Annotated in this window: 8 protein-coding genes; 3 read left to right on the forward strand and 5 right to left on the reverse strand. The window is 69.9% G+C overall.

Translation table 11 applies throughout. From position 1 onward, the window contains the following. The first annotated feature begins 499 nt into the window (after positions 1-499). Together ACWPN7_RS30015 and ACWPN7_RS30020 are read left to right on the forward strand one after the other, a co-directional pair. Positions 500-12,151, forward strand: a complete 11,652-nt coding sequence (locus ACWPN7_RS30015; protein ID WP_492273645.1) for an Ig-like domain-containing protein — start codon at positions 500-502, stop codon at positions 12,149-12,151. 75 nt (positions 12,152-12,226) lie between these two features. Beyond that, positions 12,227-13,087, forward strand: coding sequence for a RibD family protein (locus ACWPN7_RS30020; RefSeq protein ID WP_459197386.1), 861 nt, complete (start codon positions 12,227-12,229; stop codon positions 13,085-13,087). 113 nt (positions 13,088-13,200) lie between these two features. Here ACWPN7_RS30020 and pqqA read toward each other — a convergent pair whose 3' ends face one another. Next, on the reverse strand, positions 13,201-13,281 hold the full coding sequence (gene pqqA, locus ACWPN7_RS30025) for a pyrroloquinoline quinone precursor peptide PqqA (protein ID WP_014242213.1): 81 nt from the start codon (positions 13,279-13,281) through the stop codon (positions 13,201-13,203). Between the two features lie 285 nt (positions 13,282-13,566). Between pqqA and ACWPN7_RS30030 the strand changes: the two genes are divergently transcribed. Beyond that, entirely contained in the window at positions 13,567-13,908 is a 342-nt protein-coding gene (locus ACWPN7_RS30030; protein ID WP_137106223.1) for a hypothetical protein, read from the forward strand. A 27-nt stretch (positions 13,909-13,935) separates the two neighbouring features. Here ACWPN7_RS30030 and ACWPN7_RS30035 read toward each other — a convergent pair whose 3' ends face one another. The 4 genes from ACWPN7_RS30035 to ACWPN7_RS30050 are packed head-to-tail and all read right to left on the reverse strand — an operon-like array spanning position 13,936 to position 17,856. Next, positions 13,936-14,781, reverse strand: a complete 846-nt coding sequence (locus ACWPN7_RS30035) for a quinoprotein dehydrogenase-associated SoxYZ-like carrier (protein ID WP_459197385.1) — start codon at positions 14,779-14,781, stop codon at positions 13,936-13,938. Positions 14,782-14,785: 4 nt separating this feature from the next. Further along, positions 14,786-15,745, reverse strand: a complete 960-nt coding sequence (locus tag ACWPN7_RS30040) for a quinoprotein relay system zinc metallohydrolase 2 (RefSeq protein WP_247891685.1) — start codon at positions 15,743-15,745, stop codon at positions 14,786-14,788. Between the two features lie 20 nt (positions 15,746-15,765). Beyond that, positions 15,766-16,848: a hydantoinase/oxoprolinase family protein gene (locus ACWPN7_RS30045; protein WP_349620131.1), complete on the reverse strand. Its 1,083-nt coding sequence runs from the start codon at positions 16,846-16,848 to the stop codon at positions 15,766-15,768. Positions 16,849-16,866: 18 nt separating this feature from the next. Next, positions 16,867-17,856 carry an ATP-grasp domain-containing protein gene (locus ACWPN7_RS30050; RefSeq protein WP_459197384.1) on the reverse strand — a complete coding sequence of 330 codons (990 nt, stop codon included), beginning with the start codon at positions 17,854-17,856 and terminating at the stop codon, positions 16,867-16,869. Between the last annotated feature and the right edge of the window lie 32 nt (positions 17,857-17,888).

Here is a 17,888-nt window from a genome sequence, read left to right on the forward strand (position 1 = left end):
ACGCTGACGGGCGGCGTCGGAAACGACGTCGTGACGCTGGGCAGCGGCGGCAACACGGTGCTGGTGACCGGCATCGAGACGCTGACCGGCGGCACCGGCACCGACGTGGCGATGTTGAACAGCCTCGGCAACACGGTGCTGGTCCGGCTGATCGAGCAGGTGCTCGGCGGCACCGGCACGGACAACGTGACGTTGGGCACCGGTGGCAATTCGTTGCTGATACGGGGCGTCGAAACGCTGACGGGTGGAACCGGCACCGATGTGGTGACGCTGAGCAGCGGCGGCAACACGGTGGCTGTGAGTCTCGTCGAAACGCTGATCGGTGGCACCGGCGTCGACATCGTGAGCCTCGACAGCAACGGCAACACGCTGTTGGTCCGGTTGACCGAGACGCTGATCGGTGGGGCCGGCGCCGATTTCGTGACGTTGGGCACCGGTGGCAACACGGTGGCGGTGAGTTCTGGTCGAAACGCTGATCGGCGGCGGTGGCGCCGACACCGTGAACCTGGACAGCAACGGCAGCACGCTGACGATCCGGTTGATGGAGACGGTGATCGGCGGGGCCGGCACCGACATCGTGACCGTGGGCACCGGCGGCGCCACGATGCGGGTGAGCGGCGTCGAGACCTTGACCGGCGGTTCTGGCACCGACGTGGCGACGCTGCTCACGGGTGGGAACACACTGACGGTGTCCCTTCTGGAATCGTTGATCGGCGCCTCCGGCGTCGACGTTGTGACGCTGGGCGGAGCCGGCAGCACCATGCTGGTGAACGCTCTGGAAACGTTGATCGGTGGCACCGGCACCGACGTGGTGACGGTCTCCGCCTCCGGGATGACCACGCTGGTCGGCGGCATCGAGACGCTGAACGGCAACTCCGGCCGGGATATCGTGACGCTCGTCGACGGCGGCAACACGATGTCGGTGTCACGGTTGGATTCCCTGATCGGCGGTTCCGGCACCGACGTGGTGTCCTTCGGCACGACGTGGGGCAACACCTTGATGGTCAGCGGCGTCGAGACGCTGACCGGCGGCACCGCGACCGACGTTGTGACGCTGGGCAGCGACGGCAACACCATCGAGGTGTCGGAGGTCGAGACGCTGTTTGGCGGCTCCGGCACAGATGTCGTGACGCTGGGCAGCGGCGGCAACACGCTGCTGGTCCGGTTGCTGGAGACGCTGACCGGCGGTTCCGGCACCGACGTCGTGACGTTCGGCACCGGCGGCAACGTGATGACGGCGAGTGGTGTCGAAACGATCAAGGGCGGCAGCGGCCTCGACATCGTGACGCTCGGCGACAGTGCCGGCAACACGCTCACAGTGTGGCGGATCGAGACGCTGATCGGCACGTCCGGCACCGACCTGGTGGAATTGGGCAGCGCCGGCAACACGCTGCTGGTGGACGGTGTCGAGACGGTGGTCGGCGGCATCGGCACCGACCTGGTGGAACTGGGCAGCTCCGGCAACACGCTGCTGGTGAGCGGCCTCGAGACGCTGACGGGCGGCATCGGCACCGATGTGGTGACGCTGGGCAGTTCCGGCAACACGCTGCTGGTGAGCGGTGTCGAAACGTTGACCGGCGGCGCCGGCACCGACGTGGTGACTCTCGGTGACAGCGTGGGCAACACGCTCACGGTGTCAGACGTGGAGACGCTGATCGGCGGCGTCGGCACCGACGTGGTCACCTTCTCCCCGGCCGGCAACCAGGGAACCCTCTTCGTCTCCGGTGTCGAGACCGTCTACACGCCGTTCCAGACGTTGACGCTCAGTGGCACCGACACGCTGATTACGATTTCGGCCAGCCCGTCCGCACCGGTGCTCACACCGGCGTCGGACAGCGGCGTGGCCGGTGATGCGGTGACGAACGCGTCGCAGCCCACGCTGAGCGGAACCGCCGACGCTGGCAGCGTCGTGCACCTCTACGCAAACGGTGTCGAGATCGGGACGGGGACGGCCAACGGCTCCGGCGACTGGTCGCTTGCTCCCGGCTCGGTGCTTGCGGATGGCGTTTGGACGCTAACGGCCAAGGTGATCACGTCTGGCGTCGAGAGCGGTGCGTCGAGTTCCCTCCTGGTGACCATCGACGCGAACGCTTCGGCACCGAGCGGTCTGACGCTTGAAGCCGGCTCGAACAGCGGTTCGACCGCGGACACGCTGACCAACGTGACGGCGCCGGTGATCACCGGCAGCGTTGCCGAAGCTGGTGTGGTCGTGCTGTACGAGGGTGCGACGGCTCTGGGCACGGTGACCGCTGCGGCGGCCGGCACCTGGACGATGACGGCGGCCTCGCTGAGCGACGGCTCGCACACGCTGACCGCCACGGTGACCGACGCGGCCGACAACACCTCGTCCGCCTCGTCCACGCTGACCGTGACCATTGATACCGGTGCCTCCTCGCCGATCGGGCTCGCTCTTGACTCCGGTTCGAACAGTGGCTCGTCCGCGGACACGCTGACCAACGTCACCACTCCCGTCGTTGTGGGCAGTGTTGCCGAAGCTGGCGTGGTCGTGCTGTACGAGGGCGCGGCGGCTCTGGGCACGGTGACCGCTGCGGCCGCCGGCACCTGGAGCATCACCGCGGCCTCGCTGAGCGATGGCGCGCACACGCTGACTGCCACGGTGACCGACGCGGCGGGCAACATCTCGCCCGTCTCGTCCGCGCTGACCGTCACCATCGACACGGATGCTGCGGCACCGAGCGCTCTGACGCTTGAGGCCGGCTCGAACAGTGGTTCGACCGCGGACACGCTGACCAACGTGACGGCGCCGGTGATCACCGGCAGCGTTGCCGAAGCTGGTGTGGTCGTGCTGTACGAGGGCGCGACGGCTCTGGGCACGGTGACCGCTGCGGCGGCCGGCACCTGGACGATGACGGCGGCCTCGCTGAGCGACGGCTCGCACACGCTGACCGCCACGGTGACCGACGCGGCCGACAACACCTCGTCCGCCTCGTCCACGCTGACCGTGACCATTGATACCGGTGCCTCCTCGCCGATCGGGCTCGCTCTTGACTCCGGTTCGAACAGTGGCTCGTCCGCGGACACGCTGACCAACGTCACCACTCCCGTCGTTGTGGGCAGTGTTGCCGAAGCTGGCGTGGTCGTGCTGTACGAGGGCGCGGCGGCTCTGGGCACGGTGACCGCTGCGGCCGCCGGCACCTGGAGCATCACCGCGGCCTCGCTGAGCGATGGCGCGCACACGCTGACTGCCACGGTGACCGACGCGGCGGGCAACATCTCGCCCGTCTCGTCCGCGCTGACCGTCACCATCGACACGGATGCTGCGGCACCGAGCGCTCTGACGCTTGAGGCCGGCTCGAACAGTGGTTCGACCGCGGACACGCTGACCAACGTGACGGCGCCGGTGATCACCGGCAGCGTTGCCGAAGCTGGTGTGGTCGTGCTGTACGAGGGCGCGACGGCTCTGGGCACGGTGACCGCTGCGGCGGCCGGCACCTGGACGATGACGGCGGCCTCGCTGAGCGACGGCTCGCACACGCTGACCGCCACGGTGACCGACGCGGCCGACAACACCTCGTCCGCCTCGTCCACGCTGACCGTGACCATTGATACCGGTGCCTCCTCGCCGATCGGGCTCGCTCTTGACTCCGGTTCGAACAGTGGCTCGTCCGCGGACACGCTGACCAACGTCACCACTCCCGTCGTTGTGGGCAGTGTTGCCGAAGCTGGCGTGGTCGTGCTGTACGAGGGCGCGGCGGCTCTGGGCACGGTGACCGCTGCGGCCGCCGGCACCTGGAGCATCACCGCGGCCTCGCTGAGCGATGGCGCGCACACGCTGACTGCCACGGTGACCGACGCGGCGGGCAACATCTCGCCCGTCTCGTCCGCGCTGACCGTCACCATCGACACGGATGCTGCGGCACCGAGCGCTCTGACGCTTGAGGCCGGCTCGAACAGTGGTTCGACCGCGGACACGCTGACCAACGTGACGGCGCCGGTGATCACCGGCAGCGTTGCCGAAGCTGGTGTGGTCGTGCTGTACGAGGGCGCGACGGCTCTGGGCACGGTGACCGCTGCGGCGGCCGGCACCTGGACGATGACGGCGGCCTCGCTGAGCGACGGCTCGCACACGCTGACCGCCACGGTGACCGACGCGGCCGACAACACCTCGTCCGCCTCGTCCACGCTGACCGTGACCATCGACACGAACGCTTCGGCACCGAGCGGTCTGACGCTGGAGGCCGGCTCGAACAGCGGTTCGACCGCGGACACGCTGACCAACGTGGCGACTCCCGTCGTTGTGGGCAGTGTTGCCGAAGCTGGCGTGGTCGTGCTGTACGAGGGCGCGGCGGCTCTGGGCACGGTGACCGCTGCGGCCGCCGGCACCTGGAGCATCACCGCGGCCTCGCTGAGCGATGGCGCGCACACGCTGACTGCCACGGTGACCGACGCGGCGGGCAACACCTCGCCCGTCTCGTCCGCGCTGACCGTCACCATCGACACGGATGCTGCGGCACCGAGCGCTCTGACGCTTGAGGCCGGCTCGAACAGTGGTTCGACCGCGGACACGCTGACCAACGTGACGGCGCCGGTGATCACCGGCAGCGTTGCCGAAGCTGGTGTGGTCGTGCTGTACGAGGGCGCGACGGCTCTGGGCACGGTGACCGCTGCGGCGGCCGGCACCTGGACGATGACGGCGGCCTCGCTGAGCGACGGCTCGCACACGCTGACCGCCACGGTGACCGACGCGGCCGACAACACCTCGTCCGCCTCGTCCACGCTGACCGTGACCATTGATACCGGTGCCTCCTCGCCGATCGGGCTCGCTCTTGACTCCGGTTCGAACAGTGGCTCGTCCGCGGACACGCTGACCAACGTCACCACTCCCGTCGTTGTGGGCAGTGTTGCCGAGGCTGGTGTGGTCGTGCTGTACGAGGGCGCGACGGCTCTGGGCACGGTGACCGCTGCGGCGGCCGGCACCTGGAGCATCACCGCGGCCTCGCTGAGCGACGGCGCGCACACGCTGACCGCCACGGTGACCGACGCGGCGGGCAACACCTCGTCCGTCTCGACCGCGCTGACCGTCACCATCGACACGGGGGCGCCGTCGGTTGCCGTCGCGTTGGACAAGACGACGCTCGGGGTGGGGGAGACGGCTACCGTCACCTTCACCTTCAGTGAGGCTCCGGTTGGCTTTTCCCTTTCGATGGTCAGCGCACAGAGCGGGACGCTGTCGGACCTGTCCGTTCTGCCCGGCAGCAACGGGTTGGTTTACACGGCCACGCTGACCCCAAGCGTGGAAACGGTCGCCTTTGACAGCCGCATCACCGTCGCCACGAGTTGGAGCGACGTTGCCGGAAACACGCCGGCGGCGGTGGGGACCTCGGCCGGCTACGCCATCGACACCCGGAGCCCACCCGGCAACACGGCTCCCCTCATTGACGGTGCCGTGGCCGGCCAAGCGGTCGACGATACTGCCAGCCGCCGGCCCTTCACCACCATGACGGTCTCCGACAACCAGACCGCCCAAGCCCAGACGGTCGTGGTGACGGTCCGCGATTCGGGCGGCACGGTCGGTGACGCCACCGGTACTTTCACAGCCGCCAGCCTCACCGCCAGCGGGTTTATCAGGTCGGCCGCCGGCATCTACAGCCTGACCGCCGGTTCCGCGGCCGCCGCCCAAGCTGCCCTGCGGCTGCTCGACTTTCAGCCGGTGTCCAATCGGACCGCTCCAGGCACCCAGGAGACCACGGCCTTCACCGTGACGGCCACCGACGCGGACGGCGCGTCGGCGACGAACACCACGACCAGCATCAACGCCCTGTCGATCAACGACGCCCCGGTGCGGGCCCAGGCGCTCGGCACCCGTAACCTGGACCAGGGGCAAGCCTTTTCCTACACGATTCCGGCGGGGATCTTCACCGACGCCGACACCGGAGACAGCCTCACCCTCAGCGCGGCCAGCGGCGATGGATCGGCGCTGGCCGCGTGGCTCAGCTTCGATGCGGCGACCGGGCGGTTCTCCGGCACGCCGGGCAACGCCGACGTCGGCACCCGGACGGTGCGCGTCACCGCGACCGATTCCTCCGGCGCCACGGTTTCGGACCTGCTGACCATCGAGGTCGCCAACGTCAACGACGCGCCGGTCGCGGCGAACGACACGGGCGACACCGACCGGCTCACGCCGGTCACAGTGGTCGCGTCGAGCGGCGTGCTTGCCAACGACACGGACCCCGATGTCGGTGACCGCCTGACCGTCAGCGCGGTGAACGGGGACGCCGCCAACGTCGGCCGGGCCATCACGCTGGCCGGCGGCGGCCGGCTGACGCTGAGCGCCGACGGTGGCTACAGCTTCGACCCGGCAGGCGGCTACGGCACGCTGCTGTTCGGCCAGACCCGGCAGGAGACGGTCAGCTACACCGTCACCGACCAGGCCGGGGCAACCTCCACCGCGACGCTGACCATTACGGTCCGGGGGGTCAACACCGCCCCGGCGGTGCAGGAGGCGAAGCACGTCGCCATCGACCAGAACTCCAGCCGCGTCGGCCTGTCGATCGACAAGCCGGTCGATCCTGAGGGCGACCCGCTGACCATCACGGTCACCGGTCTGCCGACGGTCGGGACGCTCCAGCGGTACGACGGCACGGCGCTCGCCATCGGCGACACGCTGACGCCGGACCAGCTCGCCGCGGTGATCTACACGCCGCCCTTCGGCGCCACAGGGGCCGTCGGGTCCTTCAGCTACGCCGTTTCCGACGGGACCCATCTGGTCGGCCGTGCGGTGACGATCAGCCTGACGCCGGTGCAATGGCTGAGCATCACCCCGTCCAGCCTGTCGATCGCGGAGGGCAACAGCGGGTCCACCGGCCTGACCTACACCATCACCCGGCGCGGTGACACCTCGGGCGCCACCACGGTCAAATGGCAGGTCGACACGACCGGCCTGAGCGGCAGCCTTGCCGATGCGGCCGATTTCGGCGGCACGCTGCCCAGCGGCACCATCACCTTCGCCGCGGGCGAGACCAGCAGGACCATCACCGTTCCAATCAGCGGCGACCGGCAGGTCGAGGCCAACGAGCGTTTCCGGGTCCTGCTCTTCTCCCCCTCGACCACGGTGGCCGACGCCAAGATCACGGTGGAGAACGCGACGGCGATCGGCACCATCCTCAACGACGACCATGCCGCTACGTTCACGGCGGTGACCGGCCCGGCCGCCGGCCGCTATCTGGCGGCGCGTGGCGACACACTGGACTTCACCGTCGCCTTCAGCGACGCGGTGAGCGTCTCCGGCACCGGCGCGCCGCGGCTGGCGCTGACCGTCGGAACCCAGACCCGCTACGCCACCTTCCTGCGCGTGGAGTCCGGAAAGCTGGTGTTCCGCTACGCCGTCGCTGCGGACGATCTGGACAGCGACGGCATCGTGGTCGCCGGGACCATCGACCTGAACGGCGCGCAGATCCGCGACAGCGCCGGCAACGCCGTCACCAACCTGTCCTTCGGCAGCGCGGCGCCGGCCACCGGCCATGTGCTGGTCAACGTCCGCGGCGGCCACGCCATCGACGGCTACATCGCCGGCGCCACGGTGTTCGCCGATGCCAACGCCAACGGCCAGCTCGACCCCGGAGAGGCGTTCGGGACCACCAACGCGGTGGGCAGCTGGTCGATCCCCGGCGGGTCCGGCCCCATCGTCATGATCGGCGGCACCGACATTTCGACCAACCTGCCCTTCACCGGCGTTTATGAGGCGCCGGGCTCGGCGTCCGTCATCACCCCGCTGACCACCATCATCATGGGCATGGCGGGGCTCGCCGGAACGGACAGCGCGATCGCCATGGCGGCGACCGAATTGAAGAGCAAGCTCGGCCTCGACGCCGGCCTCGATCTCCTCACCTACGACCCCATCGTCGCGGTGACCTCGACCGGGGCGGACGCCGCGGCCATCGCGACCGCGCTGAAGACGCAAGCGGCCGCGGCCAGCGTCGCCAACCTGATCGTCCAGGGCAGCGCCGTGCTTGCCGGAGTGGTGATCGGCACGCCGCGGGCCAGCGGCGTGATCGGGCGGGCGCTGGTCGGCGCAATCGCCGACGCGATCAAGGCCGTGCCGGCGGGCGGCACCATCGACCTCGCCGATCCGGTGGTTATCGCCGCCATCCTGGCCGCCGCCGGGGCGCGGATCGGGGCCGTGGACAGCGTGAAGCTGGCCGCGGTGACGGGCGGTGCCGCCAACGTTATCGCCGCGTCGAACGGCGCGGTGATCACCGCCGGCACGACCAACAGCGGCGGCATCGACGGGCTGACCCAGATGGCCCAGGCCCAGGTGGTGGCGCAGGGCACGGCGGCCGACGAGTTGCGCAGCGGCACCGCGGCGGGCGACGTGTCGGGGGCCGTCACCGCCTTCACCGGCACCAACCTCCAGCAGCAGATCAGCGCCGCCCAGGTGGCCGTGGTCATCCCGTCGCGCCTCGCCATCGCGGCGACCGACGCCGACAAGCGCGAGGGAGACAGCGCAACCACCGCCTTCACCTTTACGGTCACCCGCGCCGGCAACACGAGCGGCGTCCTGACGGTGGCTTGGACGGTGGCGGCCGGCGACGGACCCGGGGGCACCACGCTCGATGCCGCCGATTTCGGCGGGACCCTGCCGTCGGGCACAGTCTCCTTCGCCGACGGCGAAACGACAAAGACCATCACCATCCTGGTGTCGGGCGACACGGACATCGAGCCGGACGAAACCTTCACCGTCACCCTGTCCAACCCGTCCGTCACGGCGACGGCGATCGAGACCGCTTCGGCGTCGGGGACCATCCGCAACGAGGACCCGGTCGACCCGGTGCTGACCCTGCCCGGAGCGCAAACGGTGGTGGCGGGAACGGCCGCGGCCATCGCCGGCCTGTCGGTGATGGACGGCGACAGCGCCACGGTGACGGTGACCCTGACGCCCGGCAACGGCAGCCTCGTCCTCGCCGGTCCCGCCGCCATCAGCACGGCCGGCGACGGCACCGTGACGGTCAGCGGCAGCGTGGCCGACGTCAACACCACGCTCGCCTCGCTGGTCTTCACCGGCACCGGCGGACAGACGGCGGGGAGCATCGCGGTGACGGTGGCCGATGGCGATCCCTCGACGCCGGACGCTTCGGGCACGCTTGCCATCGCCATCCAGTCGCCACCGGCCAACGTGCTGCCGAGCAGCCCGACCCTGGTCGCCGGCCGCTCGACCGAGGTTCTGGGGCTGGAGATCACGGACGTCGACGGCGGCACCATGACCATCGTGCTGACACCGACCAACGGCACGCTCACCCTGCCGCTCCACGGCTCGGCCACGACGAGCGACCTCGGCAACGGCAAGATCCGGCTGACCGGCTCGCTGGAGGACGTGAACCGCACGCTGCAGCAGCTCGAATTCACCGCGTCGCGCAACGTCACCAGCGCGTCGATCCGGTTCGAATCCTCCGACGACCAGCCGCTGACCCCCGACGCCGACAGCCTGCTGGTCATCGGCGTGCTGTCCTCGCCGGAGCACACGGCGCCCACCGCCCTGTCGGTGATTTCCGGCGTGGCGACGGCGGTGACCGGCCTGTCGGTCAGCGACTATGACAGCCCGACCCTGCAGGTCACGCTGACCCCCACCAACGGCGTGCTGGCATTGACGGCGCAGGGTGGAGTGACCCTGACCCAGCCGTCCGCGGGCGTCTGGCGCCTGCTCGGCACCCAGGCCGACATCACGGCCACGCTGGCCACCCTGACCTTCACCGGCACGACGGGCGAGACCTCCGGAACGATCCGGGTGACGACCAGCGACCTCGGCACGCTGACGACCGACGCCGAGGCGACCATCGCGGTGACCATCGCCGATCCGGCGACCCTGGTCGCCCCGACGCTCACGCTGCCGCAGCCGATCACGCTGGACCAGGGCCTCGACACGGCGCTGACGGGCATCCAGGTCACCGATCCGGACAGCCCGTCGATCACGGTGACGCTGACGCCGTCCCAGGCGACCCTGGGGGCTACGGCGGCGGGGCAGGCGAGCGTCGCGACGGCGGGCGACGGAACGCTGACCATCAGCGGGTCGGTCGCCGACGTGAACGCGACCCTGGCCGCCCTGCGGATCACCGGCGCCACCGCCGCCACCGCGACGGTCGCGGTGACGGTCAGCGACGGCCTCACCACCCCGGCCACCGGCACGCTGACCTTGCCGATGGTCGACGTCACCCCGCCCGGCAGTCCGACCATCACCGCGGTGAGCACCGACTCCGCCGGCACGCTGCCGGTGACGGTCGCCAACACCAACCGCAACCGGCTCTTCGTCCGCGGCACGGCCGAAGCCGACAGCCAAGTTGTCCTGTCCGACGGCGGGACGGAGGTGGCGACGGTCACCGCCGACGCGCAAGGCGCCTGGGTCGTCGATCTCAGCGCGACGCCGCTCCCGGACGGCACCCACGCCTTCACCGCGCGGGCGACCGACGCGGCCGGCAATACCGGCTTGGCGTCCGGCGTCCTGTCGGTGACCATCGACACCATCGCCCCGCCGACGCCGTCGGTGGTCTTCAACGACGCGTCCATCGACCAGGCCAGGCAGGGCAACGTCGGATTCGCCCTGTCCGGCGGGGAAAGCGGGACGACCTACCGCTGGACGCTGTCCTCCTCGGGCGGCGGCGGTTCTCTGACGGGGACCGGAACGCTCACCGCGTCGGACGGCACGGTTGGCGGAATCGACGTGTCCGGTCTGCTCGACGGCACCCTATCCCTGTCGGTCACGCTGACCGACGCGGCGGGGAACGTCTCGGAGGCCGGGACGGCGACCGCGGCGAAGGCGGCGGGAGCGGTGGTGGACGGCACGCAGGTCCAGACGCTCTCGTCGCAGTCCAACGGACGGGCCGTCAGCACCGTTGTGGTCCAGGCCCCCGCCAACGGCCGCGTGGAAGACCCCAGCAGCCCGAATCCCGGGCTGGCCGACGTGCCGCTGGTCCGGGAGACGGTGACCGATCCCTCCACCGGACAGCCGGCCGTGATGACGACGCTGCAAGTCGGCCTGCCGACCAGGGTCGGGGTGACGGCGAGCGGCCCGGCGGCCCGCGAGGGCACGACCCTGGCGGAGGCCGACCTGATCCGCGCGATCGAGGAGCGGACGGTCGCGGGATCGGCCTCGCGCTCCGACCTCTCCAGCGGTGGCGCCCGTTTCCTGGGCACGCTGTCGCAGCAGACACCCGTGCTTCTGCGCACGCTCGCCTTCGCCGCGTCCGGCACGCCCGGGGGGGCGGTCCACGTCACCGGCGCCACCCAGGAGGCCGGCCTGCCGACGGCGCTGGTCATCGACACGACCGGGGTTGCGGGGCCGCTGACCATTCAGCTCGACCATGTGGCGTTCGCCGCGGTCATCGGGTCGGCGACGTTGACCGGGGGTGAGGGCAATCAGGTGGTCTATGGGGACTCCGGTGCCCAGTCGATGCTCCTCGGCCCTGGCGACGACTTTCTGTCGGGCGGCGGCGGCAACGACACGGTGGCCAGCACGTCCGGCAACGACACGCTCTATGGCGACGCCGGCAATGACCTGATGCACGGTGGCGACGGCGACGACCTGATGAACGGTGGGTCCGAGAACGACACGATGGGCGGCGGCACCGGGCGCGACACCATGGGTGGCGGCACGGGCAACGACATCCTGTTCGGGGAGAACGGCGACGACATCCTGTTCGGGGAGGAGGGCGACGACGTCCTGGTGCTCGGCACCGGCTCGGACATGGCCGACGGTGGGGCCGGGAACGACACGCTGTTCGGGGAGGACGGCGACGACACGCTGTTCGGTGGGAACGGTGACGACATCCTGTCGCTGGGGGCCGGGAACGACATGGCCGACGGCGGGGATGGCAACGACACGCTGTTCGGCGGAGCCGGCGACGACGTCATGGTCGGTGGTGGGGGGGATGACGTGCTGTTCCTCGACCAGGGCGCCGACACGGTGTGGGGCGGCGCCGGGGCGGACACCTTCGCGTTCGGCGGGGCTTCCGGCGGATCGATGGTGATGGACTTCACCGCAGGCACCGACCGGCTGGCGCTCTTCGATCCCTCGCTCGATCTTGGAAGAGTGATCGCGTCGGCACGGGTCGTGGGCGGCAACACCGTGCTCGACCTGCGTCCGGGGGTGAGCGTCACCATCGTCGGGCAAGCCGGTGACGTCGCCCGCTGGTTCGCCTGACCGGGAGGGCGGGCGGACACGCGCCCCCCTCCTTACGCGTTGTTGGCCGAGGAAACGGCGGTGCTATCGTTGGATATGGCTGCGCGTCTGCTGAGGCTTTTTCCGGGACCGCCCGAAGACGTCGCTTTGGCGGGGCTCTATCTGGCCGACGCGCTCCACACCCTGGGCAGCGCCGCGGCGCCCTTCGTCTATGCGAGCTTCGTCGGCAGCCTTGACGGGCGCATCGCGGTGTCGGATACCGTCACCGGAGCCAGTCACCTTCCGGTCGAGATCATCAGCGAGAACGACTTCCGCCTGTTTCTTGAATTGCAGGCCCAGGCCGATTGTCTGGTCACGCATGGCGGATACCTGCGCGACCTTGCCGCAGGACGGCTGGACGACGTGCTTCAGATCGGGACGCGCACCATGGACCACGACCTCGCGCGGTGGAGGCGCGAGAACGGCTTGTCCGCCCAGCCCGCCGTCGTGATCGCCAGCGCCAGCCTCGATTTTCCGATTCCGGACTCCGTCATCCGGCAGAAGCAGCGCGTTCTGGTCGCGACGGGCCGGCAGGCCCCGCCTGGGCGGGTCGATGCGCTGAGGGCGCGCGGCTTCCCGGTGATCGTGGCGGGTGAGGGAACATCGGTGGAGGGGGCGCCGCTGGTCCGCGAACTCGGCACGCTCGGCTTCCGCAGCGTGTATCTGCTGACCGGCCCCCGCATGCTGTCCACCATGCTGCGGGATGGGGCGCTGTCCCGGCTCTATCTCACCATCACCCACCGTGTGGTGGGCGGCGAGGATTTCCACACCATGGCGACGGGGCCACGGTTGGGAAGCGCCGGCCGTCTGCGCCTGTCGACCCTGCATTACGACGCTGCGGAGCCGGATGGCAAGGGCCAGTGGTTCGCCCGGTTCGAACCGATGCGCCCGGAGCGGCAGATTCAGGCGGGGCCTTGATCGGAGATTTTGCCAAAACAGACGAGCGGGCAGCGGAGACGAGGCTTGCCGCTGCCCGCCGTCAAGTCGGTGGTGGGCATGATGAGGCACACGGCTTCACCGTTACCGCGCCGTCAAAGCTGTGCGCAGGCGTAGGCGTTGATTTCGGTGCCGACGGCGATCACACGGATTTTCGGTTTGCGCCAAGTCTTCATGATGCGCTCCCTCGCTTTCCAATTGGATGGACGGACCATTCGTGGTCGAGTCCTCTTAAGGAAGCCTACTGACCCAATCCTGGCGCGGCCATTCTCCGAATGGATAGTGGGGTGGAAAATACGTATGGAGAATTTGCGGTGAAGGCAAGCCGAATTTATTAGGTTTCCGCGTTGAATGGCGGGTCAATCCCAAAGCGATCTCCGAATGCGTGCTTGAGACGGTGTGCTTGATCGCCACACCATGAGAATGCATTTCTTCGGACAGACCAGCATGGAACCGACCCGATGACGAGGAATGGTGTTCCGGTTGCGTTGCTTGCGCTTTTGATCGGCTGCGGCACGGCGCAGGCCGAGGACGGTTATCCCACCTACGCCCGCGTCGATTATGTCCTCGGCTGCATGCTGTCCAACGGCCAGGGGCCGGACGTCGTGCGCAAATGCTCCTGCAGCATCGACGAGATCGCCGCGCATTTCCCTTACGACAGCTACGTGGCGGTCGAGACCGCGCGGGGCATGCAGGAGGCCCCCGGCGAGCGCGCCGCGCTGATGCGCGACGTCGGGTGGATCAAGGACCTGCTGAACGAGTTCCGGCAGGCCCAGGTCGCCGCCGACCTGAAATGCTTCTGACGGGTCCGGCGGCGGCCCAGGCGACCTTCAGGAACCGGAATTGGCGCGGATCGGCCAGCTCTCCTGGAAAACCCGTCCGTTCGAATCCTCGGCGGTGACGTCCAGCGTTCCCTGTTCCTCCGGCACCAGGGAGAAGTGGATGCTGGGGTCTTCGCTCAACGAAATGTCCGATTGCACGTCGAGCACCGGCGCCCCGTTGTAGCGGATGGCGACGGTCTTCACGTAGTGGGCCGGGATGAAATAGTAATTGAGCTGGTCGTACTGCATGCCGGTGTAGTTGGGGTGGCTGATCAGCAATTGCGCGGTCAGCGGCTTTCCGGCGACGATGTTGTCGGGAAGGTTCAGCTTCATCTTGCCCATGCGGGCGACGGCGAGCTGGGCGTTCTTCAGGGCCGGGGCGGAGCATCCCCCGGACGCCTTGACGAATTGCGTGGTGCGGAGCAGCCGCCCGTCGTCGGTTTCCGCGACGGCGGTGATGTTGGTGTAGGCGTTGACCCGGACGCGGGTGTCCACCGCCTGAGGGCTGTCGCCGTGGGCGAAGCGGAAGGTCGCGGCCATCGGCACGGGATTCTCATCGACGATGAGGTAAACCGCGGTCACCTGGACGCCGCTTCCCGGCGCCGTCACGATCCGGATGGGCACGACCGCCGCGTCGTTGGCTCGCTTCGGTGCCTCCAGGCTGAGGAGCGACCCGGCATCCTCGACCGTGCGGCCGGAGAAATACATGTCGCGCAGCAGGTCCCAGCGTTCCTCCTGCGGCGAGGCCGCCAGAGCGCCCGCGCTGCCCAGGCACAGCCAGGCGGTGCCCGCCAGCGTGAAGCCCGACAGCGTGAAGCCCGACAGCGTGACGATGGTCCGGTGCGGTGTGGTCATGGTGTCATTCCCATTCCAGTTCGGCGAAGGCCGCCGTCACGTTGCGCGGGTTGTAGGACTCGAACAGGCGCCAGCGCGGCGCCTCGTCGGCGGCGACCGTTTCGACCGCCTGCTGGATCGTGCCGTGGGCGGCCTGGACCTTGCGGACCCCCTCGACGACCCGGCTCAGGTAGCGGCGCAGGTCCCCGGCCGCATCCGGCCAGGGGGACGAGGGCGGGCCGTGTCCGGGAACGACGCGCGCCGCCGGTACCGCGGCCAGGGCGTCGAGGGTGCGCAGCCAGCCGAGGACCGATCCGTCGATGGCCGGCGCCCGCTCCATGAACAGCAGGTCCCCGGCCCACAGCGTCTTCGTCTGCCGGTCGAGCACCGTCAGGTCGTTGTCGGTGTGGGCCGCCGGCCACGCGGCGAGGTCGAGCACGCGCCCGCCCAGATCGAGCTCCAGGCGGTCGGCGACCACAAGGGTCGGCGGGATGATCCGGACCTCCGCGGCGGCGGCGGAACCGACCGCGGCGTCGAACGCCTGCCGGTAATGCTCCCCGCGCGCCGCCAGAGCCGCCTGGAGGTTGCCATGGGCGACGAAATCGGGCCGGTCGGACAGGAAGGCCATGTTTCCCAGAATGTGGTCCGGGTGCATGTGGGTGTTGACGACGTAGCGGATGGGCCGGTCGGTGTGGACGCGGATCGCCTCACGCAAACGATGTCCCACAATCGGCGAGCCGCCGCTGTCGATCACGGCGACGGCGTCATCCCCGACGATGAACCCGCAGTTGGCGATGTCCCCGGCGTTGGTCGCGTCGGTTTCCTCGTGGCGGCCGGCGTGCACGAACACACCGGGGGCGACCTCGAACACGGGCAGGGGATCGGCCGTCGCCGGGGCCGCCGCCCCAAACAGCCAGACGGACAGCCAGACGCCGGCCAGCGCCGCGCGTGCGGACGGCCGGAGGAACGTGGCCGCAGCAGCCATCGTCCGGTCCTGCATTGTGTTCAATCAGGCAAGTATGAAACCGCGTCGGCGGGCCCGGCAACCGGGCAAAGGTGTTTGTGCGGCGCACCGTCAAAGGCCAGCCAGCCGACGCTGACGGCGGGGGCGAACCATCCCGTGCGTTCCCGCAAGGCCGGCGCCACCGGCAAATGCGCTTCGAAGTCCCGGTATGCCGACCCCCGGCGCTCGGCCAGACGCCGCACCAGGAAGCGGCCGACCCCGGCGCCGACGAGCGGCGGGGCGTCCGCCATCAAGCCCCGCGACAGCACCTGATCGAGCGCGTCCTCGATCCGGCGGAGCTGGCGTTCCGCGAGATGGCCGGCGAGGCGGCGGGCCTTCGGCAGGCCGTCCGGCTCCAGGTCGTCGCCGACCATCCGCAGCAGACGCCGCGCGCTGGCGGTGAGTCCATGGTCGCGCCCGTCCGCCGTCGGGTGCTGATCGGCGCCCTCCGGCAGCGTGCCGGTCAGGCGGTGAACGTCGGCCATGGTCGCGAACAGCTCCGCCATCAGCGCGCGCCGGCCTCCGCCATAGGGGACCGTGCGGGCGACCGCCATGACCGGAGTGCGCACGACGCCGGTGTAGACCAGTTCGCCGCTGTCCAGTCGCTCGGCGTCGGAATAGCCGGCATGGAGCGGGCCGCCGCCGACAAGCGGGACGATGTCGGTCGTCGTGCTTCCGACATCCAGCAGAATGCCGTCTCCGCCCGCCGCGGCCACCAAGGCGGTGGCGTACCAGTTGGCGGAGGCCACCATCTCCGCGCAGTCGGGCACGGCATCGACCGGCACCAGCCCGCGGGGACCGGCGAAGACGCTGAGCGTCGCGGCGGGCAGGGCGGACCGCATCGTGGCGGCGATGCGGCGCACGCCGTCGGCACGGTCGTCGAACAGGTCCGCCAACTCCCCGGTCGTCGTCGCGGCGACGTGGCATGGCTGGCCCCAGCGCGCGATCACCGCCGCGACGGCCTGCTCCAGCCGGTCGAGGCCCAACCAGAGCGGACAGGGCCACTGGTCGAGGTCGCGGAGCGTCCCCGCCTCATTGAACAGGGCGGCCTTCAGATGCGCTCCGCCGATGTCCAATCCGATCAACGCGCCGCCATCCATGGCTCACCCCTCAAGCGTCAGAAGGACCGGTTCGATGCGCGTCACCGGCTGCGGCGGGACCGGCGGATCGCGCGACAGGTCCAGCACGGCTGCGGCGACGTTCAGCCCCGTCGCGCGCCGCACACCCACGAAGGAGGTGGTGAGGCGCGGGTTGACCTCAATGATCGTCGGCCCGTCGGGACCGACGATGACATCGACGCCCACACAGCCGAACAGGCCGGGCAGCGCGGCCGCAACGCCCTGCGCGAGATCGGTAAGGGTGGGGGTCAGCGCCATCCCGCCGACGATGCCACCGCCGTAGGAGAAGCGTCCGCCGGACAGCGAAACGCTCTGGCGGTTGGCGGTCAACGGCCACGCTCGTCCATCGCGGCAGAGCATCGACAGGCTGGCCGGCGTGCCCGGTTGGAAGGGCTGCGCCACGAAACCGCTCCGGTCCGCCTCGGCCAGCCAGCCCCGCCAGTCGGCATGATCGCGAATCAGCCGGGTATCGATGCAGCCGGCCCCGTCGTCGGGTTTGACCACCCAGGGGTCGCCGCCCGGTGGGGCGTTCACACCGACCCGCCAGACCGGGACGACGGGCAGCCCGGCCGCTGACAGCATGGCCGCGGTCGTCGCTTTGCTGGACGCGATGGCCACTGCATCGGTGCGGCTGTTGAGCAGGCGGCGCCCGCTGGCTTCAACCATGCGGCTGAAGCGCTCCAGCGCGCCGTCCGTTTCCGGGGCGATCGGCCAGACGCCGTCCGCCTGCCGGGCGAGGTCCTCCCAAAGCGACCAGGACTCGCGCGGGTCGGTGATGGTTATGCTGCGCACGGGCGCCGTGAGCGGCGGAAGGCGTGCGTCGCGGGTGACCGTCACCTCCACCCCCGGCACCTCCAGCAGGTCGGCCAGCAGGGCGTGGAGCATCAGGTCGCCCTCGCTGGCGAGGCTGGCGGGGATGGCTGTCTCCGAGGGCATGCCGCCGCCGGTCACGAATTCACAGACCAGGATGTGCATTCTGTCCGCCGCCATGCAGCCGAGGGAGGGCG

The organism is Azospirillum sp. UENF 312511 (genome assembly GCF_058780635.1).